The sequence below is a fragment of the uncultured Halorubrum sp. genome (assembly GCF_937146585.1).
Classification (GTDB): domain Archaea; phylum Halobacteriota; class Halobacteria; order Halobacteriales; family Haloferacaceae; genus Halorubrum; species Halorubrum miltondacostae.
In genome coordinates, this window is record NZ_CAKZRO010000022.1 from 39,921 (window position 1) to 64,460 (window position 24,540).

Annotated in this window: 25 protein-coding genes and 1 pseudogene; 21 read left to right on the top strand and 5 right to left on the bottom strand. The window is 72.9% G+C overall.

The window, feature by feature from the left end; translation table 11 throughout:
- The first annotated feature begins 86 nt into the window (after positions 1 to 86).
- From cheB to Q0116_RS01950, 9 genes are all read left to right on the top strand, one after another.
- On the top strand, positions 87 to 1,181 hold the full coding sequence (cheB, locus tag Q0116_RS01910) for a chemotaxis-specific protein-glutamate methyltransferase CheB (protein ID WP_297884967.1): 1,095 nt from the start codon (positions 87 to 89) through the stop codon (positions 1,179 to 1,181).
- Positions 1,181 to 3,469, top strand: coding sequence for a chemotaxis protein CheA (locus Q0116_RS01915; protein ID WP_297884968.1), 2,289 nt, complete (start codon positions 1,181 to 1,183; stop codon positions 3,467 to 3,469). Before cheB ends, Q0116_RS01915 begins: the two co-directional genes overlap by 1 nt.
- Positions 3,466 to 4,284 (top strand): protein-glutamate O-methyltransferase CheR, encoded by an 819-nt coding sequence (locus Q0116_RS01920; protein WP_297884970.1) that lies wholly within the window; start codon positions 3,466 to 3,468, stop codon positions 4,282 to 4,284. The genes Q0116_RS01915 and Q0116_RS01920 overlap by 4 nt, the downstream gene beginning before the upstream one ends.
- Complete coding sequence (locus Q0116_RS01925; RefSeq protein WP_297884972.1) at positions 4,284 to 5,498, top strand: HEAT repeat domain-containing protein; 1,215 nt, start codon at positions 4,284 to 4,286, stop codon at positions 5,496 to 5,498. Before Q0116_RS01920 ends, Q0116_RS01925 begins: the two co-directional genes overlap by 1 nt.
- The gene (locus Q0116_RS01930) at positions 5,499 to 6,371 is read left to right on the top strand and encodes a CheF family chemotaxis protein (protein ID WP_297884974.1); all 873 of its coding nucleotides are present in this window, start codon (positions 5,499 to 5,501) and stop codon (positions 6,369 to 6,371) included.
- Positions 6,372 to 6,456: 85 nt separating this feature from the next.
- The gene (locus tag Q0116_RS01935) at positions 6,457 to 7,170 is read left to right on the top strand and encodes an HAD family hydrolase (RefSeq protein WP_297884976.1); all 714 of its coding nucleotides are present in this window, start codon (positions 6,457 to 6,459) and stop codon (positions 7,168 to 7,170) included.
- Entirely contained in the window at positions 7,167 to 7,859 is a 693-nt protein-coding gene (locus tag Q0116_RS01940) for a class II aldolase/adducin family protein (protein WP_297884978.1), read from the top strand. The genes Q0116_RS01935 and Q0116_RS01940 overlap by 4 nt, the downstream gene beginning before the upstream one ends.
- Positions 7,860 to 7,916: 57 nt before the next feature.
- Positions 7,917 to 8,888, top strand: coding sequence for a ribose 1,5-bisphosphate isomerase (locus tag Q0116_RS01945; protein WP_271957595.1), 972 nt, complete (start codon positions 7,917 to 7,919; stop codon positions 8,886 to 8,888).
- On the top strand, positions 8,885 to 10,135 hold the full coding sequence (locus tag Q0116_RS01950; protein WP_297884982.1) for a carbohydrate kinase family protein: 1,251 nt from the start codon (positions 8,885 to 8,887) through the stop codon (positions 10,133 to 10,135). The genes Q0116_RS01945 and Q0116_RS01950 overlap by 4 nt, the downstream gene beginning before the upstream one ends.
- A 30-nt stretch (positions 10,136 to 10,165) precedes the next feature.
- On the opposite strand, the gene Q0116_RS01955 is transcribed toward Q0116_RS01950, so the two are convergent.
- Positions 10,166 to 11,356, bottom strand: coding sequence for a hypothetical protein (locus Q0116_RS01955; RefSeq protein ID WP_297884984.1), 1,191 nt, complete (start codon positions 11,354 to 11,356; stop codon positions 10,166 to 10,168).
- A 98-nt stretch (positions 11,357 to 11,454) separates the two neighbouring features.
- Entirely contained in the window at positions 11,455 to 12,540 is a 1,086-nt protein-coding gene (locus Q0116_RS01960) for an asparaginase domain-containing protein (RefSeq protein WP_297884985.1), read from the bottom strand.
- A 262-nt stretch (positions 12,541 to 12,802) separates the two neighbouring features.
- On the opposite strand from Q0116_RS01960, the gene Q0116_RS01965 reads away from it, so the two are divergent.
- The 3 genes from Q0116_RS01965 to Q0116_RS01975 all read left to right on the top strand — a co-directional run bounded on the left by Q0116_RS01965 (position 12,803) and on the right by Q0116_RS01975 (position 15,817).
- Entirely contained in the window at positions 12,803 to 13,024 is a 222-nt protein-coding gene (locus tag Q0116_RS01965) for a hypothetical protein (protein WP_297884987.1), read from the top strand.
- A 202-nt stretch (positions 13,025 to 13,226) separates the two neighbouring features.
- The gene (locus Q0116_RS01970) at positions 13,227 to 14,885 is read left to right on the top strand and encodes a DUF255 domain-containing protein (RefSeq protein WP_297884989.1); all 1,659 of its coding nucleotides are present in this window, start codon (positions 13,227 to 13,229) and stop codon (positions 14,883 to 14,885) included.
- A 125-nt stretch (positions 14,886 to 15,010) separates the two neighbouring features.
- Positions 15,011 to 15,817 (top strand): TrmB family transcriptional regulator, encoded by an 807-nt coding sequence (locus Q0116_RS01975; protein WP_297884990.1) that lies wholly within the window; start codon positions 15,011 to 15,013, stop codon positions 15,815 to 15,817.
- 36 nt (positions 15,818 to 15,853) lie between these two features.
- Here the strand turns inward: Q0116_RS01975 and mptA are convergent, their stop codons facing one another.
- Complete coding sequence (gene mptA, locus Q0116_RS01980; protein ID WP_297884992.1) at positions 15,854 to 16,780, bottom strand: GTP cyclohydrolase MptA; 927 nt, start codon at positions 16,778 to 16,780, stop codon at positions 15,854 to 15,856.
- A gap of 186 nt (positions 16,781 to 16,966) precedes the next feature.
- Here mptA and Q0116_RS01985 point away from each other — a divergent pair, with 186 nt between their 5' ends.
- The 3 genes from Q0116_RS01985 to Q0116_RS01995 all read left to right on the top strand — a co-directional run bounded on the left by Q0116_RS01985 (position 16,967) and on the right by Q0116_RS01995 (position 18,127).
- Positions 16,967 to 17,260: a 50S ribosomal protein L21e gene (locus Q0116_RS01985; protein WP_006112901.1), complete on the top strand. Its 294-nt coding sequence runs from the start codon at positions 16,967 to 16,969 to the stop codon at positions 17,258 to 17,260.
- A gap of 1 nt (position 17,261) precedes the next feature.
- Complete coding sequence (locus tag Q0116_RS01990) at positions 17,262 to 17,618, top strand: RNA polymerase Rpb4 family protein (RefSeq protein ID WP_297884997.1); 357 nt, start codon at positions 17,262 to 17,264, stop codon at positions 17,616 to 17,618.
- Positions 17,619 to 17,692: 74 nt separating this feature from the next.
- A complete protein-coding gene (locus tag Q0116_RS01995) occupies positions 17,693 to 18,127 on the top strand; it encodes a universal stress protein (RefSeq protein ID WP_297884998.1) in 435 nt (144 codons plus the stop codon).
- 61 nt (positions 18,128 to 18,188) lie between these two features.
- Here Q0116_RS01995 and Q0116_RS02000 read toward each other — a convergent pair whose 3' ends face one another.
- Together Q0116_RS02000 and Q0116_RS02005 are read right to left on the bottom strand one after the other, a co-directional pair.
- Positions 18,189 to 18,938 (bottom strand): class I SAM-dependent methyltransferase, encoded by a 750-nt coding sequence (locus Q0116_RS02000; protein WP_297885000.1) that lies wholly within the window; start codon positions 18,936 to 18,938, stop codon positions 18,189 to 18,191.
- Entirely contained in the window at positions 18,896 to 19,795 is a 900-nt protein-coding gene (locus Q0116_RS02005) for a hypothetical protein (RefSeq protein WP_297885001.1), read from the bottom strand. Before Q0116_RS02005 ends, Q0116_RS02000 begins: the two co-directional genes overlap by 43 nt.
- 102 nt (positions 19,796 to 19,897) lie before the next feature.
- Between Q0116_RS02005 and Q0116_RS02010 the strand changes: the two genes are divergently transcribed.
- The 6 genes and pseudogenes from Q0116_RS02010 to Q0116_RS02035 form a co-directional block, all read left to right on the top strand.
- On the top strand, positions 19,898 to 20,548 hold the full coding sequence (locus Q0116_RS02010) for a DUF655 domain-containing protein (protein WP_297885002.1): 651 nt from the start codon (positions 19,898 to 19,900) through the stop codon (positions 20,546 to 20,548).
- 93 nt (positions 20,549 to 20,641) lie between these two features.
- Positions 20,642 to 21,541, top strand: a complete 900-nt coding sequence (locus Q0116_RS02015; RefSeq protein ID WP_297885003.1) for a 16S ribosomal RNA methyltransferase A — start codon at positions 20,642 to 20,644, stop codon at positions 21,539 to 21,541.
- Between the two features lie 2 nt (positions 21,542 to 21,543).
- A complete protein-coding gene (locus Q0116_RS02020; protein ID WP_297885005.1) occupies positions 21,544 to 22,743 on the top strand; it encodes a mechanosensitive ion channel family protein in 1,200 nt (399 codons plus the stop codon).
- Positions 22,740 to 23,333 carry a HemK2/MTQ2 family protein methyltransferase gene (locus Q0116_RS02025; RefSeq protein WP_297885008.1) on the top strand — a complete coding sequence of 198 codons (594 nt, stop codon included), beginning with the start codon at positions 22,740 to 22,742 and terminating at the stop codon, positions 23,331 to 23,333. Before Q0116_RS02020 ends, Q0116_RS02025 begins: the two co-directional genes overlap by 4 nt.
- A gap of 81 nt (positions 23,334 to 23,414) precedes the next feature.
- Positions 23,415 to 24,431 (top strand): 5-methyltetrahydropteroyltriglutamate--homocysteine methyltransferase, encoded by a 1,017-nt coding sequence (locus Q0116_RS02030; protein WP_297885010.1) that lies wholly within the window; start codon positions 23,415 to 23,417, stop codon positions 24,429 to 24,431.
- Positions 24,431 to 24,540, top strand: a pseudogene (locus Q0116_RS02035) (methionine synthase); the annotation flags it as partial. The gene Q0116_RS02030 and the pseudogene Q0116_RS02035, both read left to right, overlap by 1 nt.

Below are 24,540 nucleotides of genomic sequence, written 5' to 3' on the forward strand. Positions count from 1 at the left end.
AACTGACAAATAATCGTGTCCCCTGAATTATCAGGGGTGATTCCTGGGTCCGTGGATTTATGCTGATTCTGGGCGCGCTCTGGTACATGAGCAGGACGACGGATCGGCGCGGCGGTCGGGACGGGTCGCCGCGGGTTGTGGTCGTCGACGACTCCCCGTTCATGCGGGGACTGATAAGCGACCTCTTGAGCGACGCCGGGGTCGCGGTCGTCGGCGAGGCGGGGGACGGAGAAGAGGCGCTCTCGGTGGTGGCCGAGACGCGCCCCGACGTCGTGACGATGGACGTCGAGATGCCCGGAATGGGCGGGCTCGAAGCCGTCGAGCGACTGATGGAGGAGACGCCGACGCCGGTGTTGATGCTGTCCGCGCACACGGACGAGGGCGCGGAGGTCACGTTCGAGGCGCTGGACCGCGGGGCGGTCGACTTCTTCGCGAAGCCCGGCGGCGAGGTGTCGACGGGCGTCTCGCGGGAGTCCGACCGGCTCGTCGAGGCGGTGCGCTCGGTCGCGGACGCCGACCTCGACGCCGCGACCCGCGAGCGAGACGACCCGAGCGCCCCGGCGGGGCGCTCGCCCGACGCCGGGACCGACGCGGACGCGGCCGACGTCGACGGGCCGCTGACCGTGGTGATCGCGGCCTCGACCGGCGGGCCGAACGCCGTCGAGCGCGTGCTGTCGGCGCTCCCGATGGCGGACTGCCGCGTGGTGATCGTCCAGCACATGCCGGAGGCGTTCACCTCGCGGTTCGCGGACCGGCTCGACGCCGCCTCCGCGTACGACGTGCGGGAGGCCAGCGACGGCGCGCGGATCGGGGCCGGCGAGGCGCTGGTCGCCCGCGGCGGCAGCCACACGCTCGTCGACAGCTACCGCTCGGGGCGGCTCCGGGTGAAGCTCGACGAGGACGACGACTCGCACACGGTCACCCCCGCGGCGGACGTGACGATGCGCTCCGCGGCCGAGGTGGTCGACGACCCGCTCGTCGGCGTCGTGCTGACCGGGATGGGCTCGGACGCCGCCGAGGGCATCCGCGCGATGGCCGACGTCGGGGCGCGGACGCTGGCGCAGAGCGAGGACACCTGCGTCATCTACGGCATGCCGAAGCGCGCGGTCGAGACGGGGGGGGTCGACGCGGTGTACGACCTCGACGACGTCGCCGGCGCGATCGTGGGGGGTGATGCCTGATGGACTCCCACCGCGCCGCGTTCGTCGCCGAGGCCGAAGACGGGATCACCGACCTCAACAACGCCCTGCTCGCGCTCGAGGCGGACCCCGAGGACGCCGAGGCGATGGACGACGTGTTCCGCGTCGCCCACACCCTGAAGGGGAACGCCGCGGCGATGGGGTACGAGGACGTCTCCGACTTCGGGCACGCCCTCGAGGACCTGCTCGACGCGGTCCGGCAGGGCGACCGCGAGGTGACGCCCGAGCTGATGGACCTCCTCTTCGAGGGGGTCGACGCCGTCGAGGCGATGGTCTCGGAGATCGCTGACACCGGCGACGTGTCGACCGACCCCTCCGACCTCGAGTCGCGCCTGCGGGAGATGGAGGAGCACGGCACCGTCGGCGGCGACGCCGACGGGGACGACGCCGGAGCCGACGACTCGGCCGACCCGGAGGCCGCCGCCGAAGACGACGCCGACGACGGAGCCGAGTCCGACGCAGACGAGGAGGTTCCGGACGTCTCGGTGCCGGAGCCGCCCGCGGCCGCGGCGGACCTCCCGGACCCGGTCGCGTACGCTGACGTGACGATCGGGGACGCCCAGATGCCGGGCGTCGACGCCGCGCTCGTCCTCCAGGCGCTCGACGAGCAGTTCGACGGGCACGTCACCGACCCCGCGCCCGAGGCGCTGGAGGACGGCGAGTACGACGAGTCGTTCGACGCCTTCGTCGGCGGCGACGACCCCGAGGTCGTCGCCGAGGGGCTCCGAGCCCTCACGCAGGTCGAGGCCGCCACCGCGGTCGCGGTCGGCGGCGACGACGCGACTGAATCGGCCGATTCGGACGCCGAATCCGCCGACGCAGACGCAGAAGCGGAAGCCCTCGAGCCCGCCGACGCCGATTCGGTCGAGGACGACGCCGAAGACGCGCCGGAGCCCGCCGCGACTGACGCGGACGAGGAGACCGAGCCGTCCGACGACGGCGGCGACGCAGAGCAGTCCGACGACGCCGAGTCGCCGTCGGACGACTCCGGGTCCTCGGGCGGGTCCGACTCGAAGTCCGGCGACGAGATCAAGTCGATCCGGGTCGACGTCGACCAGGTCGACGAGCTGTACGGGCTCGTCGAGCAGCTGGTGACGAGCCGGATCAAGCTCCGCCGCGAGATCGAGGGGACCGACGCCGAGTCGGACGCCTTAGACGAGCTCGACAAGCTCGCCTCCAGCCTCCAGGACACGGCGATGGACATGCGGCTCATCCCGTTCTCGCAGGTGTCCGACTCGTTCCCGCGGCTCGTGCGCGACATCTCGCGGGACCTCGACAAGCGGATCGACTTCGAGATCGAGGGCGACGACGTCGAGCTGGACCGCACGATCCTCACGGAGATGCGCGACCCGCTCGTCCACGTCCTGCGGAACGCGGTCGACCACGGGATCGAGTCGCCCGCGGAGCGCGAGGCGGCCGGGAAGGACCCGACCGGCCACGTGTCGCTCACGGCGGAGCGCGAGCGCGACCACGTGATCATCGAGGTGTCGGACGACGGCGGCGGGCTCGACCCCGACCAGCTCCGCGAGAAGGCGGTCGACGAGGACGTCAAGAGCCGCGAGGCGGTCGAGGCGATGGAGGACGACGAGGTGTACGACCTCGTCTTCCACCCCGGCTTCTCCACCGCGGAGGAGGTCACCGACGTCTCCGGCCGCGGCGTCGGGATGGACGTGGTCCGGACGACCGCGCGCGACCTCGACGGCTCCGTCTCGATCGAGAGCGAGCCCGGCGAGGGGAGCACGGTCCGGTTCCGGCTCCCGGTCACCGTCGCGATCGTGAAGGTGATGTTCGTCGACGTGGGCGGCACGGAGTACGGCATCCCGATCAAGTCGATCGCGGAGGTCGCCCGCGCCGACGACGTCGAGGAGGTCCACGGCGACGAGGTCGTCAGGCACGAGGACGACCTCTACCCGGTCGTCCGGCTGAACGAGCGCCTCGGCGAGATCGACCCGACCGCGGCGGAGCCGCCGACCGAGACGCCCGCCGCCGACGGCGGCGTCGCGGCCGACGAGCCCGGCGACGACGGGTTCGTCCCGGCAGATCCGACGGCGACCGACGGCTCAGGCGAGGGGCAGACCGACGCCGGAATGCTCGTCCGCATCCGCGAGGAGACGCGGCAGGTCGCGCTCCACTGCGACGCGGTGTTAGACCAGGAGGAGGTCGTCGTCAAACCCCTCGACGGGCCGCTCTCGGGGACGCCGGGCCTCAGCGGCACGGCGGTCCTCGGTGACGGGGACGTCGTGGCCGTGCTCGACGTGGTGAGCCTATGAGCCGCCGGAGAGACGACGCCGAGACGGCGTTCGAAGGCGTCCTCCGACAGATCGACGACACGGTGCCGTTCGAGCCGGGGTACTACAACGAGTCGTACCTCGACCGCCGGATCACCGCGCGGATGCGCCGGCGCGACACCGAGTCGCACGCCGAGTACGAGCGCATCCTCCGCGAGGACGCCGACGAGCGGCAGGCGCTGATGGACGCGCTCACGATCAACGTGACCGAGTTCTTCCGGAACCCGGAGATGTGGGACGTCCTCCGCGACGTGTTGCGCGAGCGGACCGCGAACCAGCGGCGCGTCCGCGTCTGGTCCGCGCCCTCGGCCGACGGCCGGGAGCCGTACTCCGTCGCGATGCTGGCCTGCGACGACCCGGATATCGACGAGTCGCGCGTCGAGGTTCTCGGCTCCGACATCAGCGAGGAGGCGCTCGAGAACGCCCGCGAGGGCGTCTACCACACGACGCGCACGACGGACATCGCCGAGGAGCTGGAGCCGCTCTCCGACCCCGACGCGTACGTCGAGCGCGACGAGGACACGTTCCGGGTGCGCCCGGCGGTCCAGCGGCTCGTCGACTTCGAGACGCACGACCTGATCCGCGACGGCGCTCGCGACCCGTTCGACGTGGTGTTGTGCCGGAATCTGCTGATCTACATCGACGTCGACCACAAGGCCGCGCTGTTCGACACGCTGGAGGCGTCGCTGGCGGATGACGGCGTCCTCGTGTTGGGGATGACTGAGAGCGTCCCCCCGGACCGGAGCGACCGCTACGAACCGATCGACAAGCGGCGGCGGGTGTTCGGGAGGCGCTGATGTCGCTGTACCAGCACGCCCGGGACGGGAACGCGGAGCGCCTCCGGGACGCGCTCGGTAGCGACAGCGCGGCCGTCAGGCGGCGCGCGGCGGAGTTCCTCGGCGAGGTCGGCGAGGAGAGCGACCAGGCGACCGTCGAGGGGCTGCTCCGCACCGCGACCACCGACGACGACCCCGAGGTCCGGGGCGCGGCGGTCGACGCGCTCGACGCGCTCGGCGAGGGGGCGCTCCAGCAGCTCCTCGAGGAGCTCACCGGCGGCGGTAGCGACGCGGAGGCCGAGTGGGTGACCGCGCGCAAGTTCGCGCGCGCCCTCGAGGCCGACCGCCCGGAGCTCCGGATGGCGGCGGCGAACGCGCTCGGGCGGCTCGACGACGCGAGCGGCCTCCAGCCGCTGGTCGGGGCGCTCGACGACGAGGACCCCCGCGTCCGGCTCCGCGCGGCGCAGGCCTGCGGGACCTTCGCCGACGCGCGGGCGGTCCCCGGCCTCCGCGAGCGGCTGGAGGACGAGGAGCCGCGCGTCCGCCGGGCCGCGGCCAACGCGCTGGGGGCGATCGGCACCGACGAGGCGCTGTCCCCGCTGCTGGAGCTGCTCGACGACGGCGACGAGTCGATCCGCCGGATCGCGGCGGGCGCGCTCGGCAAGGCGAGCACGCCGGAGCCGGTCGAGCCGCTCGCCCGCGCGCTCGGCGACGAGAGCGCGGTCGTGCGCAACGCGGCGGTGTACTCGGTGATCGAACTCCTCTCGAACGTGCCGACGCAGCAGAGCCACGCGGTCCGCGACCAGGTGGTCTCGGAGCTGAAGGCGGCCGACGACGCGACCGTCGTCGAGCCGCTCGTCGAGATCCTCGCCGACGGTCAGCAGTCGCGCCAGCGGCGGAACGCGGCGTGGATCCTCGGCCGCGTGGCGGACCCGGACACGTCGACCGCCGTGGAGGCGCTGGCGGACGCGCTCGCGGACGAGGACCCGCAGACCGCGCAGTTCGCGGCCACGAGCCTCAAGAGCCTCGGCGGGCCGGTCGTCGAGGACCGCCTGCTCGACAAGCTCGGCCCGGAACACCCGGAGGACGCCCGCGCGAAGGCGGTGTTCGTCCTCGGACAGATCGGCGGGCAGGAGACGCTCAACCGCTTGGAAGAGTACGCCGACGACGACAGTCAGGCCGTCAGGAAGCGCGTGTTCTCGGCGGTCTCGAAGCTCCGCGCGGGGGGTCCCTAAATGGCGCAGCAGGGCGACGAGTACAAGATCACCGACACGCAGGCGAAGTTCGCGGTCGCGGTCCGCGAGGGGCGCAAGGTGAGCGACGTCTCGTGGACGCCGGGGCGCGTCCTCCTCTCGAACCGGCGGCTGATCCTGGCCGGCAACGACGGGAAGCGGACCGTTCCGCTTTCGAAGCTGGAGCGGCTCGGCGGCCGCCACGACGCGAACCAGTCGGTCGCGCGCGTCTCCAACTACGTGAGCTTCGACCTGGGCGAGCAGGTGCTGCTCGTCGCCGCCTCGGACCACGAGCCGTTCGAGCGCGACGTCTACCGCGCGCTGCTCGACCAGAAGACGGTGATGGCGAAACACCCCGCCATCGAGGGCGGCGTCGTCCAGGACACCGAGTGGGAGCAGGCCCGCGTGAAGATCGACGACAACGGGCTCAACGCCGCCTTGGAGCGCGGCGCGTTCGTGAAGTTCGACCTCGACGACATCAGCGGGCTCGACGCGGCGAAGCGCACGGTGAACGGCGAGAAGAAGCCCGTCATCGAGGTGTCGCACACCGACGACGAGGGGACGAGCATCGAGACCCACGTCGCGGGCGACCCGAACCGGATGCGGTTCGTCGAGTCGTGGCTCCGCAAGGGCGAAGAGCGGAGTTCGACCAACGTCGACCTCTCCAGCCGCGACCGCGAGGTGCTGATGGCGCTGTACTCGGGGGTCTCGCCGTTCGAGATCCCCTCGTTCCTCGGGATGGACGTCGACGACGTCGAGGAGACGTTCGAGCGGCTGGTCGAGCTCGAGGTCGTCGAGGAGGTGCGGATCCGCCGCGAGGTCGCGCTCAACTCCCGCGGTCGCAACATCGCCAGCGAGGCGATGAACGAGCAGTAGCGGCGCGCCCGTCGCCCCGCACTCCAGACCGCCCCTTCTCGTCGCGTCGAATCACGCTTAAGTCGGTGCCGCGTCGAGTCGGTCCATGAGCTACGAGGCGGTGCTCTTCGACCTCGACAACACGCTGTACCCGTACGCCCCGTGTAACGAGGCGGGCAAGCGGGCCGCGCTCGACGCCCTCCGCGAGCGCGGGTACGACCTCGACCGCGCGGCGTTCGACGACCTGTACGAGGCCGGTCGGCGGGCGACCAAGCGCGAGACGCGCACCACCGCCGCCTCCCACGACCGCCACGTCTACTTCAAGCGCGGGCTGTCCCGCTCCGTCGGCACGTCCGACCCCGCGAGCGCGCTGGCGGCCGGCGACGCCTACTGGAACGGCTACCTCGGGGCGATGTCGCTGTGCGACGGCGTCGAGGCGGTCTTCGACGCCCTCGACGCGGCGGGAACCGACGTCGCGGTCGTGACGAACCTCACGACGCGGGTCCAGCTGCGGAAGCTCGTGCGCCTCGGGGTCGACGACCGGATCGACCTGCTCGTCACGTCAGAGGAGGTGGGCCGCGAGAAGCCGAGCGCGCTCCCGTTCACGAGCGCCCTCGCCGCGTTCGACTGCTCCCCGAGCGAGGCGCTCGCCGTCGGCGACAACGTCGAGACGGACGTGGCCGGCGCGAACGCCCTCGGGATCGACTCGGCGCTGTTCGTCGCCGACGGCGACGCGCCCCCGGAGGCGGACCTGACCGCGGGGCAGCGCCCGGACCACCGCCTCGACGCGCTCGCCGACCTGACGGGGGTGGCGACGTGACCCGCGACGGCTCCGACGCGGGCGCCGATCCGGAGGCGAACCCCGACCTCCTGCGTGAGGCGCGGGCGGCGGTCGTCGAACACGCGCCGGCGCTCGCCGAGCTGACGCCCGGGCGGACCGGCAACCTGAGCGTCCGCGACGGCGACCGGGTGGCGGTCACGCCCACCGGCGTCCCCTACGACTCCTTCGACGCGGCGGACGTGCCGGTGGTGTCGCTGGACGGTGAGCGGCTCGCCGGCCGCATGGCGCCGTCGAGCGAGGTGCCGATGCACACGGGCATCTACGGGCACGACCGGCCGGGAGCGATCGTCCACACGCACTCGCCGTGGGCGACGACGATGGCGACGCTCGGCCGGAAGCTCCCGCCGGTCCACTACATGATCGCCGCGGTCGGCCGGGAGGTCCCCCTCGCCGACTACGCCCCGTACGGGACCGAGGAGCTGGCCGCGAACGTCGTCGCCGCGATGGCCGAGGCCGGCTCCGACGCCGCGATCCTCGCGAACCACGGCCTCGTCGTCACCGGGCCGGACGTCGAGACGGCGGTCGAGAACACCCGCCACGTCGAGGACATCTGCCGGCTCTACCTGCGCGCGTCGGCCGTCGGCGAGCCGCACGTCCTCACCGACGAGCAGATGGCGACGGTCGAGGAGCGGTTCGAGAGCTACGGCCAGCAGCCGAACGCGGAGTAGCGCAGGCCGCCGACAGTCGGCCGGTTTTATAAATACACGGGCGGCTACCGGATCGATATGACAGACACGGAGCCGGCACCGGCGGTCGGCGACACCGCCGAGTCGATCGCGACGATGGAGATCCGCGGGGCGGCGACCATCGCCTCCGCGGCCGCCGAGGCGCTCGCCGAGCAGGCGGAGGCGGCGGCCGAGGCGGACGCGACCGCGACCGACCCCGCGGCGTTCCGCGCCTCGATGCGCGCCGCGGCCCGGACCCTCCGCGAGACGCGCCCGACGGCGGTGTCCCTGCCGAACGCGCTCCGATACGTGCTCCAGCGGATGGAGGGCGACTCGGTCGACCGGCTCCGCCGGAGCGTCGTCGACGCGAGCGAGGCGTTCGTCCGACAGCTCGACCGCGCCCAGGAGGACCTCGGGCGGGTCGGGGCGAACCGCCTCGCCGACGGCGACACGGTGATGACTCACTGCCACTCCACGGACGCGCTCGCGTGTATCGAGGCGGCAGTCGAGCAGGGGAAGTCGATCTCGGCGGTCGTCAAGGAGACGCGCCCGCGCCAGCAGGGCCACATCACCGCCGAGCAGCTCCGCGACGCGGGCGTCCCCGTGACGCTCATCGTCGACTCCGCGGCGCGACGGTACCTCGACGAGGTCGACCACGTCGTCGTCGGCGCGGACTCGATCGCCGCCGACGGCGGCGTGATAAACAAGATCGGCACGTCGGGGCTCGCGGTCAACGCCCGCGAGCGCGGCGTCCCGATCATGACCGCGGCCCAGACGATCAAGCTCCACCCGGAGACGCTGACGGGTCACACCGTCGAGATCGAGATGCGCGACGAGGCCGAGGTGATCGCGCCCGAGAGCCGCGACGAGATCGGCGAGATCGCGGTGGAAAACCCCGCGTTCGACGTGACGCCGCCGCGGTACATGGACGCGATCGTCACCGAGCAGGGTCAGTTCCCGCCGGAGAGCATCGTGACGCTGATGCGTGAGCTGTTCGGCGAGGGCGCCGCCGAGCCGTGGGCGGAACCATGAGCGGGGGCGGCGACCCCGCGGGCGGCTCCGGCGCTCCCGACGAGGGGGGAGCGGACGGCTCGGGCGCCGCCTCGGACGACGGCCCGGTCGACGACTGGGACGAGACCGTCGCGGAGTGGGACCGCGAGGTCGACGAGTGGGAGGGCGACGCGCCCGCCGACGCGAGCGCCGGGAACGCCGCGGACTCCCCCGAGACCGGAGACGCCGCGGGCGCCGCCGACGGGGGCTCCGAAGGCGACGGCGTGGACCCCGCGGTCGACCGCGACCCCGACCTCGGCCCCGACGACGACGCCCGCGTGCCGAAGGTCGTCGCCGCGGGCCACATCAACTGGGACGTGACGATCCACGTCGACCGGCTCCCCGAACCGGACGGCGAGACGCGGATCGACCGGCTCGAACAGTCCGGCGGGGGCAGCGCCGCCAACGTCGCGGTCGGGCTCGTCGACCTGGGCGGCCAGTCGGTCGTCTACGGGAGCGTCGGCGGCGACGAGTCGGGTGCGCTGGCGCTGCGCGAGCTCGCCAGCGCCGGCGTCGACCCCGGGCAGGTGCTCGTCGACGCCGCCGAGCCGACCTCGGTGAAGTACGTCATCGTCGACGGCGACGGCGAGCTGCTCATGCTCGCGAACGACGGCGCGAACGAGTCGTTCTCCGCTGCCGGGCTCGACCGCGACACGCTCGCGGCCGCCGACCACCTCCACCTCACCGGGCAGCAGCCCGAGACCGCGGCGGCGCTCGCGACCGCGGCCGCCGAGGCGGGCGCGACCCGGAGCTTCGACCCCGGACGGCGCGTCGCCGACCGCGAGTTCGACGCCGCGCTCCACGCCAGCGACGTGCTCTTCTTAAACGACCGGGAGGCCGACGCGCTCGCGGCGGCGACCGACGTGGACCCGTGGGAGCCGGACGACCGCGTCGTCGCGATCAAGCTGGGCGACGAGGGCGCGACGGTGCGGACGCCGCACGGCAGCGTCTCGCACCCGGGGTTCGACGTCGACCCCGTCGACACGACCGGCGCGGGCGACGCCTTCGCCGCCGGGTTCCTCGGAGCCGCGCTCAGGGAGCCCGAGATCACCGGCGACGGGTTCTCGCACGACCCGCGCGACTACCAGGTGCCGATACTGGTCGGCAACGCCTGCGGCGCGGTCGCGACCGAGTCCGTGACGGCGCGCACCGACCTCTCGTGGGACCGCGTTCGGGAGACGATGGGCGAGTCGCCGGAGACCGACCTCCTCATCGAGGTCCGCGGCTGAGACGCCGGCGGTCCGACGCCGACCGCTGCGTCAGTCCTCGTAGTCGAACGCGACCGCGAGGTCGGCCGCACCGAAGAAGACGAACCGGTACCGACCGGGGACGAGGCCCGGGCAGACCCGGAAGGCGTCCGCGCGCGGGCCGTCCTCGACGAGCCCCGTCTCGGTCATCTCGAACTCCCACTCCAGCGTCCCGCCCGGCGGGACGCCGATCGCCAGGTCGTTGTAGCCGACGGTGGGGTCGCCGTCGGTGCCGCGGAGCTCGGTCCAGCCGCTCTCGGTGCGGACCTCTAGGTTGTACTTCGCCTGGCTCCCGACGGACGCCGGCTCGCCGGAGACGTTGGTCAGCTCGATCCGGAACTGGGTACCCCGACCGATCGCGAGCGGGTCGGACCCGGGCGCGTCGTCGCCGGGGATCACGACGCGGAGCGCGAGCGGGCCGTCGCCCCCAGCGTCGCTGCCGGCGCCGCCCCCGCCGCCCCAGTTGACCTCGCCGTCGTACACCTGCGGGTGGCGAGCGAAGCCGTCGGCGTCGCACTCGAAGGCGGGGGGGACGTTCGCCGGGTCGTGTTCGGGACGGACCTCGCCCGCGAGACTCTCCGGGTCGCGGACCCAGTCGTCGCTCCGCACCGCGCCCGTCTCGCCCCAGCCGTCGGTGACGGAGAGCTCCGCCGCGTCCGGGAGCGGGTCGCTCGTGACGCGGAGCAGCGCGGCCGGGTAGGTGATCGCCTCGCCGCAGGCCACCTCCTCGTCTTGCGCCCCCGAGACCGTCGCGTCCGCGACGAGGGTCCCCTCATCGACCTCGATGCCCTCGAACGCGATCTCGTCGTGGCAGGTGGTCGGGCCGACGGACTCGGCGTAGACGAGGGCCGACGCCGCGAAGTCTGTCTCCTCGACGAACGCGACGGTCTCCGCCGGCGCGTCGCGGAGCAGCCACGCGGCGTCGTCCTCATCGGTGAGGAGGGCACAGAAGCCGCGGCGCTCGGTCCGGCTCCACGCCGGCCCGGACAGCGCCGCGCCGACCTGATGGACGTCGGTCTCTGGGTCGGCGTCGCTCCCGCCGTCGCCGTCGGTTCCGTCGGTTCCGTCGCCGTCGGTTCCGTCTCCGCCGTCCGTGCCGTCGCCGCCCGGAACCGGATCGCCGGTACCGGTACACCCCGCGAGTGCGGCGGCGCTACCGGTCGCGATGCCGTAGAGGGCCCTCCGTCGCGTGAGGTCGGTCATACCACCGGATTGGCGACCGATACATAAGGACTTCGTGTAGACGTAAACGCGCGTCTCACCTATCGGGTCGGGCGATCCCGGTCGGTCGCCGCGACCGACTACGCCGGCTCGAACAGCGCCTCGATCTCCCCGCCGCCGGGGGCGCCGTCGAGGTCGGCGGCGAGGCCGAGCGCGAGCGCGACGCGCGCCTTCGCGGCCGGGAGGTCGCCGGCGAACGTCACGCCGCGGTCCGCGAGCGTGACCGCGCCGCCGCGGGTGCCGTACACCGGCTCCGTCGGCCCCGCCGGCGGACGCCCGGCGACGACGACGGGCACGGCGTCGACCGCCTCGCCGAGCGCGTCGCCGAGCGCGCCGGTGACGTTCCCGAGGCCGGTCCCCTCGACGACGACTCCGCCGACGCCCGCGTCGAGCGCGCGTTCGAGGGCACCCACCCCGACGCCAGTCCCGGAGTGGACCACCGGGACCTCGGGCACGTCCGCGGGGCCTTCGATCGCGTCCGCGAGCGGGTCGACCGCGACGCCGCGTTCGGGTGCGCGGACGAGGCGCGAGGCGGCGCGGGTGAACGTCGCGACCGGTCCCGTCCCGGGGGAAGTCATCGTCGACAGCGCGTTGCTGTGGCCCTTCACCACGTCGCGGGCGGCGTGGAGCTCGTCGTCGAACGCGACGTGGACGCCCGGCGCGAACCGGTCGTCCGCGGCCGCCCGGACCGCGAGCGCGAGGTTCGCGGGCACGTCGCTGGCGGGCTCGTCGAGCCGGCGCTGCGCCCCCGTGACGACGACCGGCGCGTCGAGGTCAGTGAGCAGGTCCAGCGCGAACGCGGTGTCCGCGAGGGTGTCCGTCCCGTGCGTGACGACGACGCCGTCCGCGGGCTCGCCGTCCGCCCCGCCGACCGCCTCGCGCGCGGCGGTCGCGGTCGCGAGCACGTCCCGCCACCGGACGTCGAACCCGGGCCGTGAACACACCTCCCTGGTCGTCACCCGCGCGTGGTCGGAGACGGCCGGCACCGCCGCCACGAGGTCGTCGCCGGTCTTCTCCGGGGCCGCGCCGCCGTCGCTCGGCTCCGAGGCGATGGTGCCGCCGCAGGCGACGACCGCCACCCGCGGGCGGCCGCCGTCGGCGCGTGCGGCGAGACGGTCGCGGTCGCTTCGGTCCCCGCGTCGGTCGCGGCTGTCGGTGTCGGTCATGGTCCCACTTCTCCCCCCGACGGACAAAGCGGTTGGTGCCGCGGCAGTCGCTCGACCCCGGGTTCGCCGCGCCCCGGCGGCCGGACCGCGCCGAAACCGGTCGATCAGGCGGAATTCCGAAGCAAAGTGTTAGCTGCGCCGATAAACGGTTAAACCGTCTCTGCGGCGTTTGTAAAACGACCCGGACGGGCGAGAAACGCCGTGAAATTCGCCGAACCCTCGTCGGGCTATATGTGGTCCCCTGCTCTACGGAAAGGTGTCCATGTCAACCCCCGCTCCCACGCAGATCGCCTCCGGCGAACGACTCGCCGGGCTGATGACCGGCACCGTCAAAGCCGCCGCCTTCTGGGCGGCCATCGCCATCCCGGCCACGTACCCCGTCCTGCTGTACTCGGGGCTCGACGGCGGCACCGGGCAGCTGTTCGTCGCCCTCCTGTTCGCGAACGCGCTCGCGCTCGCGCTGGGGCACGACCACAAGCGCTGAGACCGAACCGGACCCGACCGCTCGCCGACCACCGAGGCGTCGCGTGGACACCGACGCCGCGCCCTCCCGCCCTCCTCCGACCCGTTTTCGCGCGCCCTCCCGCCCTCCTCCGGGCCGTCTTCAGGCCGTTCTTCCGGCCCGTTCTCGAACCGCTCCGTTCCGCTCTCGAAGCGCTTACCCCCGCCCCGGACCGACGACGGGTATGAGCGACGAGACCCGCGTCGAGTGGCGCGACTGGGGCCCGGCGGCGTTCGCCGAGGCCGACGAGCGCGACCGCCCGGTGCTGCTCTCGCTGTCGGCCACCTGGTGCGAGGGCTGTCACGAGATGGACGCGATCACCTACGCGGAGCCGCGCATCGCCGCCAACGTCAACGAGGGGTTCGTCCCCGTCCGCGTCGACGTCGACCGCCACCCGCGGGTGCGCGAGCGGTACAACATGGGCGGGTTCCCGACCACCGCCTTCCTCGCCCCCGACGGGACGCTGCTGACGGGCGCGGGCTACCTCGACGTCGACGGGATGCGGCAGGTCCTCGAATCGGTCCGCGAGATGTGGGCCGACAAGGGTCGCGACGCCGGGCGCGTGCCCCGCGCGCTCGACGCCGACCTGCCGCCCCGCGGCGAGCTGACCGACGAGATAGCGAGCCACCTGGCCGGGCAGTTGGAGGTGAAGTACGACGCCGAGCACGCCGGCTGGGGGACGGACGCGAAGTTCCCCCTGCCCCGCACCGTCGAGTTCGCGCTGAAGCGCGACCGGAACCGCGCGCTCCGGACGCTCGACGCGGTCCGCGACCACCTCACCGACGACGTCGACGGCGGCTTCTTCCGCTACGCGGGCACCCGCGACTGGGGGGACGTCGCCTACGAGAAGCCGCTCGACACGAACGCCGCCGTGACCCGCGCGTTCGCGAACGCCTTCCTCTACACCGGCGACGAGGCGTACCTCGACCCCGCGCTCGACGCCGTCGGCTTCCTCACCGGCGACCTCTGGACCGGCTACGGCGTCGGCGGCAGCCTCGGCCCCGGGCTCGGCCGCGCCTACTACGCCGCGCCCGCCGCGGACCGCGCGGACCTCGACGAGCCCCGCCGCGACCTGACGGTGTTCGCCGGCGGCAACGCGCTCGCCGCGGACGCGCTGCTCGCGGTGGCCGCCTACACCGACGACGAGGGGGCCCGCGAGTACGCGGACCGAATCCTCGACGGCCTCGAACGCGACCTGATCGACACCGAGAGCGGCGCGGTGACTCACTACCGCGGCAGCGACGACGCCGGCGAGACCGACCTGCTGGAGGACGCCGCCCGCGTCGTCGGGGCGTACGTCCGCGCCGCCGGCGTCCGCGGCGAGGGCGTCGACGTCGCCCGCGCGGTCGCGGACCGGGCGATCGATCGGCTCCACGTCGACGGCTCGTTCGTCGACGGCCCGCGCTCGGGCCCGGGGCTGCTCGACCGGTCGTTCCGCCCGCTCGACGCCAACGTCGAGATGGCGACGGCGCTCCTCGACCTCGCGGCGCTCACCGGCGAGGACCGCTACCGCGAGGTCGCGCGGAAGACGGCCGAGGCGTTCGCCGGCGCGACCGAGCGGCTCGGCGTCCAGGTCGCCGCCTACGGGAGCCTGGTCGGCCGGCTCCGGCGGGACGCGACCGTCATCGCGGTCGGGACCGCGCCCGGCAGCGACCTCCACCGCGCCGCGTGGCGCGTTGCCGACCACGAGAAGGTGGTCGCGCCGAACGCCCACGAGGCCGACGCGCCCGCCCCGCGGACGGTCCCCGAGGGCGCCGCCGTCGTCCTCGCGGGCGACGGGGCCTCCGCCCCGGCGGAAACGCCCGCCGAGTTGATGGATCGGGTCGGCGACGCGCTGTCGTAGGGGCGGCGAGGGCGCTCAGTCGACCCTTCGGGGGATTCGTCGTCGGACGGCCCGCCGCCCGACGCGCGCTCGTCCGCGTCGTAAACGGACGACGCGTTTATACCGGTGCCGGGGCATCCCCGTGTATGGCATCTCTCCGCGACCTGGGACTCTCCGAGTACGAGGCCCGGGCGTACCGCGCGCTCCTCCGGACCGGCCCGACGACGGCCAAGGACCTCTCGCGGGCCAGCGAGGTCCCGATGGGCCGGATCTACGACGTGCTCAACAGCTTAGAACAGCACAACCTCGTCCGCAGTCAGGCCGCCAGCCGGCCGAAGAAGTACGTCGCGGTCGAGCCGGACGCCGCGCTCGACCGCCTGCTCGACGAGAAGAAACAGGAGCTCCAGACGCAGGCCGAGCAGTACGAGTCGGTGGTCGACGAGCTGTCGTCCGAACTCGACGCCGGCGAGCCCGTCGACGGCCAGTTCTGGACCGCGGCGGTCGGCGCGGAGGAGGCGACGGACCTCCTCTTGGAGCGCATCGCCGCGGCGGAGCGCCGGGTGGTCGTGGTCGCGGGCGCGCCGGCGACCGGCTTCGACCTCGGGACGATCGGCGAGCGCGTGACCGCCGAGCTGGAGTCCGCGCTCGAGCGCGGCGTGGAGATCCGGGTGTTGCTGTCGCCGGCGACGGTCGACGAGCTCCCGCGGAGCGTCGGCCGCCGGTACACCGCGGAGCTGGCCGAGGTGGACGGGTTCGAGGTCCGCACGTCGCCGGGCGTCGACGGGACGTTCAACGTGTTCGACGAGATCGAGGTGTGCATCGAGGTCCCGCACCCGCTGTCGGCCGACGAGCCGTTCGCGATGATCGACGTGAAAGACGTCGAGTTCGCGACGAGCGTGAAAGAGCAGTTCGAGCCGCGGTGGACCGAGGCGGAACCGTTGACGTTCGGATAGCCGGGGGGAAACGCGAGTCGCCCGCGGCCTCGGCGCCTATCGGTGGAGCTCGTCGCGGAGGTCGCCCATCGTGACCTCGCGCTCCGCGTGGGCGTTGTGCTGGTGGATCGACTCGTCGTTCGACTGTTTCATGTGGATCACGGCCTCGTCCGAGAGGTGGCCGAACTCCGTGACGGTCCCCTCGGCGAGCGCGCGGACGCAGTCCTCGACGAACTTCGCGTCGGCGTGGGCCTCGTAGGTCATGTGGTCCTCGTCGGGCCGCTTCGCCATGTTGTAGATGCGCGCGCTCATCGAGTCGCGGGCGACGTCGATCACGTCCCTGAGGTCGACGTCCGGGTGCCCGTCGGTCGTGATCGTCAGCGTCGCGTGGCCGCGCTGGGAGTGACCCGGCTGCGGGACGGCGTCCAGGAACTCCTCGGTCGTCTCCTCGTCGACGCCGAGCTCGGCGAGCTTGTCGCGGGCCCGCGACTCGCTCATCCCCTGCGAGCAGGGGCAGACGGTCATGCCGGTGACCTCGGCGCCGATCTCCTCGCGCGTGCCGTCCTCGGTGGCGGTCGCGCTGGCGACGATGGTCGCCGTGCTCTGCGTCTCGATGTCCGACGCCGGCGTGTTCTCGCGGGTGACGAGCTCCGCCGTCATCGACACCTCGGCGGTGGTCGTGTAGTCGTGCTTCTCCAAGAGGCGCTCGGCGGCGTCGCCGCAGACGTCCTCGACGCGGTACGCCTCCTCGCGGGTGATGTCTTCGAGAATCTCGTCGACCGTCGCGAGGTTCCGCGACATGTCGATCCCCTTGCGGCCGCTCGGGAGGTCGACGAACACCTCGAACTCCGCCATGAGGACGATGGGTCGCTTGTCGCCGCGCGCGAGCTTCACGAGTTTCTCCACGCCGGTGACGCCGACCTGCGAGAGCCCGACCGTGACGTCGGGGGACGACGCCTGTACGTCCGGCAGCTGATGACTCATTACGAATATGATAGGGACTCCCGGGATTAGCCCTTTCGGAAGGGGGAGGTGCTTCTTGTACTCGCGCGTGCGCCCCGTCGCGCGTGTGAGCCGGGCGCGCCGCCGGTTCCCGCGTGTGAGACGCCCACGTCCCGCGGGTCGTAACGCACGATTTATAACGGCGGCAGCGGAAGGTGTCCCAAGACCATGCCGAGTTCCAATGGGCCACAGAAGGCGACTCGCGACAAGCTCTCGAACAAACCCCGCAACCGCGGCACCTCCCCGCCGCAGCGAGCGATCCAGGAGTTCGACGAGGGGTCGCAGGTCCACCTCAAGATCGACCCGAGCGTCCCCAAGGGCCGCTTCCACCCGCGCTTCGACGGCCGGACGGGCACCGTCGTCGGCAAGCAGGGCTCCGCGTTCAAAGTCGAGATCCCGGACGGCGGCAAGACGAAGACCCTCATCGTCACCGCCGCCCACATGCGGGCCCAGCAGAACTGAGATGACGATCTTCAAAGAGAAGCTCGACGAGGAGTACGTCACCACCTCCGAGGCGAAGGAGATCCTCGTGGAGATCGAAGACGAGCGCGCGGCCGACGAGGAGCGCGATCTCCGCTACGAGCTGGCCCGCGCGATCGAGCACGTCAACCGCTTCGCGGAGCTCGACGCCGACGAGTCCCGCGAGCTCGTCGAGGAGCTGACCGAGCTCGACCAGGTCGACGTGCCGACCGCGGTGAAGATCACCGACCTGCTCCCCGAGGACCGCACGGAGCTCCGCTCCGTGTTCGCCCAGGAGCGCTACTCGCTCGACGGCGAGGAGCTCGACGAGATCCTCGACGTCGTCGCGAAGTACGCCTGACCGCGGGTCTCGCCCGGCCCGACGGGGCATTCCCCGACACGTTTTTTCAGATTTCCGCCCGTAGATCGCCCCGCATGTACCGGACCACCCTCGTACCGACCGGCGAGGGCGACGCCGCCCTCGACGCGGTCGACGACGCGATCGACGTCACGGCGGCGGAGGGGACGGTCCACGTCCTCGGCGTCGTCGAGGAGTTACCGATGTACGACCGCTCCGGCAGGCCGGAGAAGTTCGACGACGACGACCCCGAGCGCCGCGAGCGGCTGGAGGCGGCGGTCGACCGGGTCGCGACGGCCGTCGCGGAGGCCGGCATCGACCCCGAGACCGCGGTCGAGGCCGGGGTCCCGGCCCACGAGATCGCCGCGTACGCCGACGATATCGGCGCGGACGCGGTCGTGATGGGGAAGCGCGGCCTCGACGCGGCCGCCGACGACCTGCTCGGTAGCACGACCGAACGCGTCATCCGGAACGCCGACACGACGGTCGTCTCGGTCCCCGTCTCCGGGTGACCGCCGGCCGGCGCCGCGCCGTTCGCCGGCCTCCCCGACGCTCACCGGCCCGCCGCGACGCTCACCCGTCTCGACCGGCCTCGACGGCGATCGTCCCGAAGAGGTGCTGCTGTCGCTCGCGGACGGCCGCGCGGTCGTCGAGCGCACGCCGCGCGGCGTCGGTCCGCTCGGCGAGCCGCCCGAGCGGGTCGTCGCCGCCCGCGTCGAAGAGCCGGCCGTTCAGCGCCACGAACGCCCGCAGCGCGACGTTCGCCGCCCGGTTTCCCTCCGGGACGAACGCCGCGACGACGACGGTGTCGCTCAGCTCGCACCAGCGGCTCACGACCGCGTACGGGTCGGGGAACAGCGACGTGACGAACGTCGCGAGGACGCCGTCCGCGGCCGCGACCGGCGGTCGCTCGGCGTCCGCGAGCGCGAGCGAGACGTTCGCCCACCCGCGCCGCTCCACGAGCCCCGCCGCGCGGTCGAGCATCCGGGGCGAGACGTCGACGCCGACGACGCGGCCGGTCGGTCCCACGGCCCCGCGGAGGACCGGGAAGTTCACGCCGGGCCCGCAGCCGAACTCGACGACGGTGTCGCCCGGCGAGAGGTCCAGCGCGCGGACGCAGGCGCTCCGGACGCCGCCGACGGACGCGGTGGCCCGCGCGAACCAGTCGTAGACCCGCGCCCACGCGTCGTAGCCGCGGCGGATCCGACGCAGCCGACGCGGGGCGGCCGCCGCGGAGCCGCTCCCGTCCGCCGCCGCGGGGCCGCCGTCGTCGTCCCGGGTCACGAGTCGACGCCGACGGCCGCCGGCGGGGTCTTCGGCCACCACCGCTCCGGCCCGTCGCGGGCGACCGTCGAGCGACACTGCTCCGAGTCCGTACAGCCCCGCGGCCGCTGGTAGGCGATCCCCCGCTCGGCGAGGTACGACACGTACCCGTCGTCGACGCGGTCCAGCTTCTCGTGACACACCCACCGGTCGCCGCACGTCCCGGCGGCGACGTTCCGGTACGGGCAGGTGAACGTCGTCTCCTCGATGCCCGCCTCGGACGCGGTCTCGTCGATCCGCACGCCGACGGAGCGATACGCCAGCCGAAGCCGGCGGACGACCGCGCTCGGCGACGACGCGCCGAGGAACAGCCCGTGTGCGAGCGCGTACCCGAAGTCGTGGAGCAGCCGCTCGGTCCGCGTCAGCGACGCCCGATCCCCCTCCAGCCGAGACCGGAGGGTGCCGTACCACTCCGCGACCTCGCGGACGTCGTCGCGCAGCGCCGTCGCCTCCGCGAGCGCCTCCCGCCGTTCGGTCAGGAGCGTCGGGCCGTCCGAGAGGCGGAACGACGGCACCGCCTCGACGTGTTCGAGCACGCGCTCGCGGAGGCAGTCGCCGTCGGCGTGCGCCGCGGCGCGCCGGCGGAGCTCGGGGTACCAGTCCCGCGTCAGCGCGCCGTACGCGCCGTCGAGGAGCTCGTCGACCCGCCCGAGGTCCGTCACTTCCTCTGTCTCGTCGCGATCCGATCCGTTCGCCCCGCCACGGCCCGCGTCCCTCGCCTCGCCGCGGTCCGCCCCACTCGCTCTCCCGCGGTCCGCCCCACTCGCTCTCCCGCGTTCCGCCCCGCGCGTCTCGGCGGTCGCTCCCGGGAACGCCTCGACGAGTCGCATAACCTCCGCCGGCTCCGGTCTTGCCATGGTACAACGTGACACTCGACGCTCTTGAATCCGCCCGTCGACGGTCTCGGTCGCCTCGGCTTCGCCAGCGGTTTTTTCACCGCTCGGAGCGTTAAACGATACATGAACCACGCCGACGGCGACGGGACGCCGGAGGACGACCGAACGGGCGGTGACGACGCCGCAGACGCCGGGGAGACGCCGGACGAAGGCGCCGGCGGCGAAGCCGACGACGGGCCGACCGCCGTCCTGCTCGACGTGTTGGTCAACGGCCGCCCCGACGACGACCGCCCGCAGTCCCGCAAGTCGCCGGTGGCGTACGGGCTCGGCGCCGAATCCTTCGCGCTGTACGAGCTGATGCTCGCCGACGACGCGGACGTCTCGGTCGGCGACCGGATCGGGCTGGACGGGCCCGACGTCGGCCGGTACCGCGAGGTGTCGTTCGACGATCTCACCCGGAACGCGGCCGCGGAGATCGAGTACGCGGCCGAGGCGATCGTCGAGGCCGACGAGGAGCGGTTCGTCGACTTCTACAACGAGGCGGGGCCGATCACCCTCCGGCTCCACCAGCTGAACCTGCTGCCGGGGATCGGCAAGAAGCTGCGGAACGACCTGTTAGACGAGCGGAAGCGCGGGCCGTTCGAGAGCTTCGCCGACGTCGAGGAGCGCATCGCCGGGCTCCACCGCCCCCGAGAGGTAATCCTCGAACGGATCGTCGAGGAGATCCGCGAGTCCGACCTGAAGTACCGGACGTTCGTCGGCCGCGAGGACTGAGCGGCGGCCGGGCCGTCGCCCCTCGCGACCGGCGCTTCGCCGCCGACGCCCCCGAAACGAGACTTTTACCCGAACACCGCGTGTATCCCGGCCATGACCGACTCACCGACGGGCGAAGCCGCCGGCTACGGGAGCCGCGATCCCGACGCGCTCGCGCGGCGGGCCGGCGCGCGCGCGGACCCCGACCGCGACCAGCACTTCCTCGTCGACGACCGGGTCCTCGACCGGATTCCCGGCTACCTCCCGGCCGACGCCGACGGGAGCCACCTCCTCGAGATCGGCGGCGGCGCGGGCGCGCTCACGGACCGCCTGCTGGCGGCGGCGACGGCCGACTCGGCCGCGGACCCCGGCCGCGTCACCGTGATCGAGCGCGACGGGACCTTCGCCGACTTCCTCCGCGAGGAGTTCGCCGCCGCGGTCGACGGCGGCCGCCTCGACGTGGTCGAGGGCGACGCGCTCGACGTCGACCTCCCGCCGTTCTCGGCGTGCGTCGCCAACCTCCCCTACGGCGTCTCCTCGGAGATCGCCTTCCGCCTGCTCCCCGAGAAGAAGCCGCTCGTGTTGATGTTCCAGGCGGAGTTCGCCGACCGGATGGTGGCGTCGGCGGGCGAGTCCGAGTACGGCCGCCTCTCGGTGTCGGCGCAGCACTACGCAGACGTGGAGGTCGTCGAGCGCGTCCCGAAGGAGGCGTTCGACCCGCAGCCGGCCGTCGAGAGCGCCGTCGTGCGCTGTACGCCGCGCGACCCCGACTACGTCGTCGGCGACGAGGCCTTCTTCCTCCGGTTCGTGAAGGCGCTGTTCACACAGCGGCGGAAGACGGTACGGAACGCGGTGCGGAACACGGCGCACATCTCCGGGCTCGACGAGCCGGAGGCCGTCGTCGACGCGGCCGACGAGGAGCTGCTGCGTAGCCGCCCGGGGACCCTGGACCCGGCGGCGTTCGCCGCGCTGGCGGAGCTGGCCCGCGAGCGCGGCTCCCCCACGGAGGCGTGACGATGACGGGGTGGATCGGCCTCGTGGCGGCGGTTCAGCGCGCGCTCACGGGCAACGCGGAGCGGTTCGCCGCCTCCGCGGGCGTCGTCGCGGCCGTGCTGCTCGTCCGGTACCTCACGCGGCGGCTGCGCCACGGCGACCGGGACCTGTCCTCCACCCAGCGGCTCCTGCTGTCGGCGGGAGTCGGCGTCGCCACCGCCGCGGGGGCGATCACGCTGATCGCGGTGTGGGACCGGAGCGGCGCGCTCTTCGAGACGGCGCAGTCGGCGCTCAGCGCCGACCAGGTGTCGAACGTCGTCCTCACCGTGATCCTCTTAGCGATCGCGTACGCGCTCACCGACTTCCTCGGGGGCGTCATCCGCGAGATCGGCGCCGAGAGCGCGTCGATCTCCCAACACCAGCAGGAGGTGATACTGCGGATCACGCAGCTGACCGTCTACACGTCGGCGGTCCTCGCGGTCGTCGGGCTGTTCACCGACAACGTCGGCAGCCTCCTCGTCGGCGCGGGGTTCCTCGGGATCGTGGTCGGCATGGCGGCCCGGCAGACGCTCGGCGCGATACTGGCCGGGTTCGTGCTGATGTTCTCCCGGCCGTTCGAGGTCGGCGACTGGGTCGAGGTCGGCGACCACGAGGGGACGGTGACCGAGATATCGATCATGAGCACGCGCCTGCGGTCGTTCGACGGCGAGGTGATCACGATGCCGAACGACGAGGTCCGCTCGGGGTCGATCGTCGACCGCTCGCGGCGGAACCGGCTGCGGGTCGAGGTGGAGGTCGGCGTCGACTACGACACCGACGTCGAGCGCGCGGCCGCGGTCCTCGAGGCGGCCGCCGCGGGCGTCGAGGACGTCGCCGAGATGCCCGAGCCGAACGCCGTGACGAAGCGCTTCGACGACTCCGCGGTCGTGCTTGGGCTGCGGTACTGGATCCGCAACCCGAGCATGCGGAAGCGCTGGCGGACCCGGACCGCCGCGATGAACGCGATGAAGGGCGCGCTCGAGGACGAGGGGATCGTCATCCCGTTCCCGCAGCAGACGCTCTCCGCCCGCGCCGAGGGGGCCTCCGGGCCGCAGTTGGACGCGTCGGTCGAGGGCCGGGCGGCGACGCGGTCCGGCTCCGTCGACGCGGACGGCGGCGGTGAGCCGTCGATCGACGGGTCCGGCGACGGCGACGCGGGCGACGCGGAGGAGGCCGACCGATGACCGGCGACGCGAGCGAGAGCGACCTCGCGGCGCGCCGCGGCCTCGACGACGCCGTCGTCTACCAGCCGGCCGAGGACTCCGGGCTGCTCGCGGAGGCGGCGGTCGCGGAGGCGCACGGGCGCGTGCTGGAGGTCGGCACGGGGTCGGGGTGGGTCGCCGCGCGGGTGGGCACCGAGCGCGACCTCGACGTGGTCGGCAGCGACCTCAACCCCCACGCCGCGCGGCAGGCGCGCGACCGCGGCGTCGAGGCCGCGGTCGCCGACCTCCTCTCGCCGTTCCGCGCGGACGCGTTCGACACGGTGTGTTTCAACCCGCCGTACCTGCCGACCGACCCCGACAACGAGTGGGGCGACTGGATGGAGCACGCGCTCTCGGGCGGCGAGTCCGGCCGGGCGCTCATCGAGCCGTTCCTCGCCGACGTCGGTCGCGTCCTCGCGCCCGACGGGGTCGTCCTCCTGCTCGTCTCCTCGCTCACCGGGTACGACGAGGTCCTCGAACTGATCGACGAGGCCGGCTTCGCGGCCGCCCCCGTCGTCGAGGAGTCGTTCCCCTTCGAGACGCTCACGGTACTGGCGCTGCGCCGGGCGTAGCGAGGGCTCTCGGCGAGAGATTACCACAGAGCATGGAAAGCATTAGCAAATATTATACGACGGCATATCTTACGGACGGTGATGACCGAACGTGTCGCGGCGACGCCGGGGCTGTATCCGCTCCCGGACCGGGCGAAAGAGACGCTCTCGGACCTGAAGGGCCACCAGAAGGGGGACCTCCTGAGCGGCGACGAGAGCGAGGCGATCGTGGCAGCGTACGACGAGGTGCGCGCCGAGTACGTCGACGACCAGCTGGACGCCGGCTTCGACCTGATCACCGAGGGGCAGGGCCGCTGGGACGACATGATCGCGCACCCGCTGACCGTCAGCGACGCCGTCGAGACCGGCGGCATCGTCCGGTACTACGACAACAACAACTTCTACCGCGACCCGCGGGTCGTCGACGACCTCGGCTTCTCCGGCGACGTGGCGGACGAGCTGGCGGACGCGACCGACCTGCTCGCCGACGCCGACGGGGGCGACGACGCCTCGCTCGCGGCGACGCTCCCGGGGCCCTACTCCCTCGCCGACCTCGCGACGGACGAGCACTACGGCGACGCGGCCGAGTTCCAGGCCGCCATCGCCGAGTTCCTCGCGGGCGAGGTCGAGGCGTTCCCCGAACACGAGACGCTGTTCCTGCTCGAACCGTCGCTCGTCACGAACCCGCCCGCCGAGGGCGACGAGTCGACCGCGACGGACGCGATCGCGACCGTGGCCGACGCGACCGACGCCGACGTGGTCGTCCAGACCTTCTACGGCGCGCTCGGCGAGAAGCTGTACGCCCACCTCGTCGACGAGGCGGGCGCGGACGCGCTCGGCCTCGACTTAGTCGCCGGCGACCGCGACGACACCGTCTACAACGTCCAGGAGTTCGGCTCGACCGACTCGCTGTCGCTCGGCCTCGTAGACGGGCAGAACACGCTCGTCGAGGAGCCGGAGACGATCGCGGAGCGCGTCGAGTGGTTCGAGTCGCAGATCCCGCTGGAGGGGTTCGACCGGACCTACCTCACGCCGAACACCGAGGTGTTCTACCTGCCGACCAACAAGTACCGCGAGAAGCTGAACGCGCTCGCCGCCGCCGCGGAGGTGCTCGACTGATGGTCCGAAACCCGTCCGCCAACCGCGACCAGTTCCGCCCGGACGACCACCCGAACGACGCGTTCCTGCTGACGACCGTCGTCGGCTCGTACCCGAAGCCGAAGTGGCT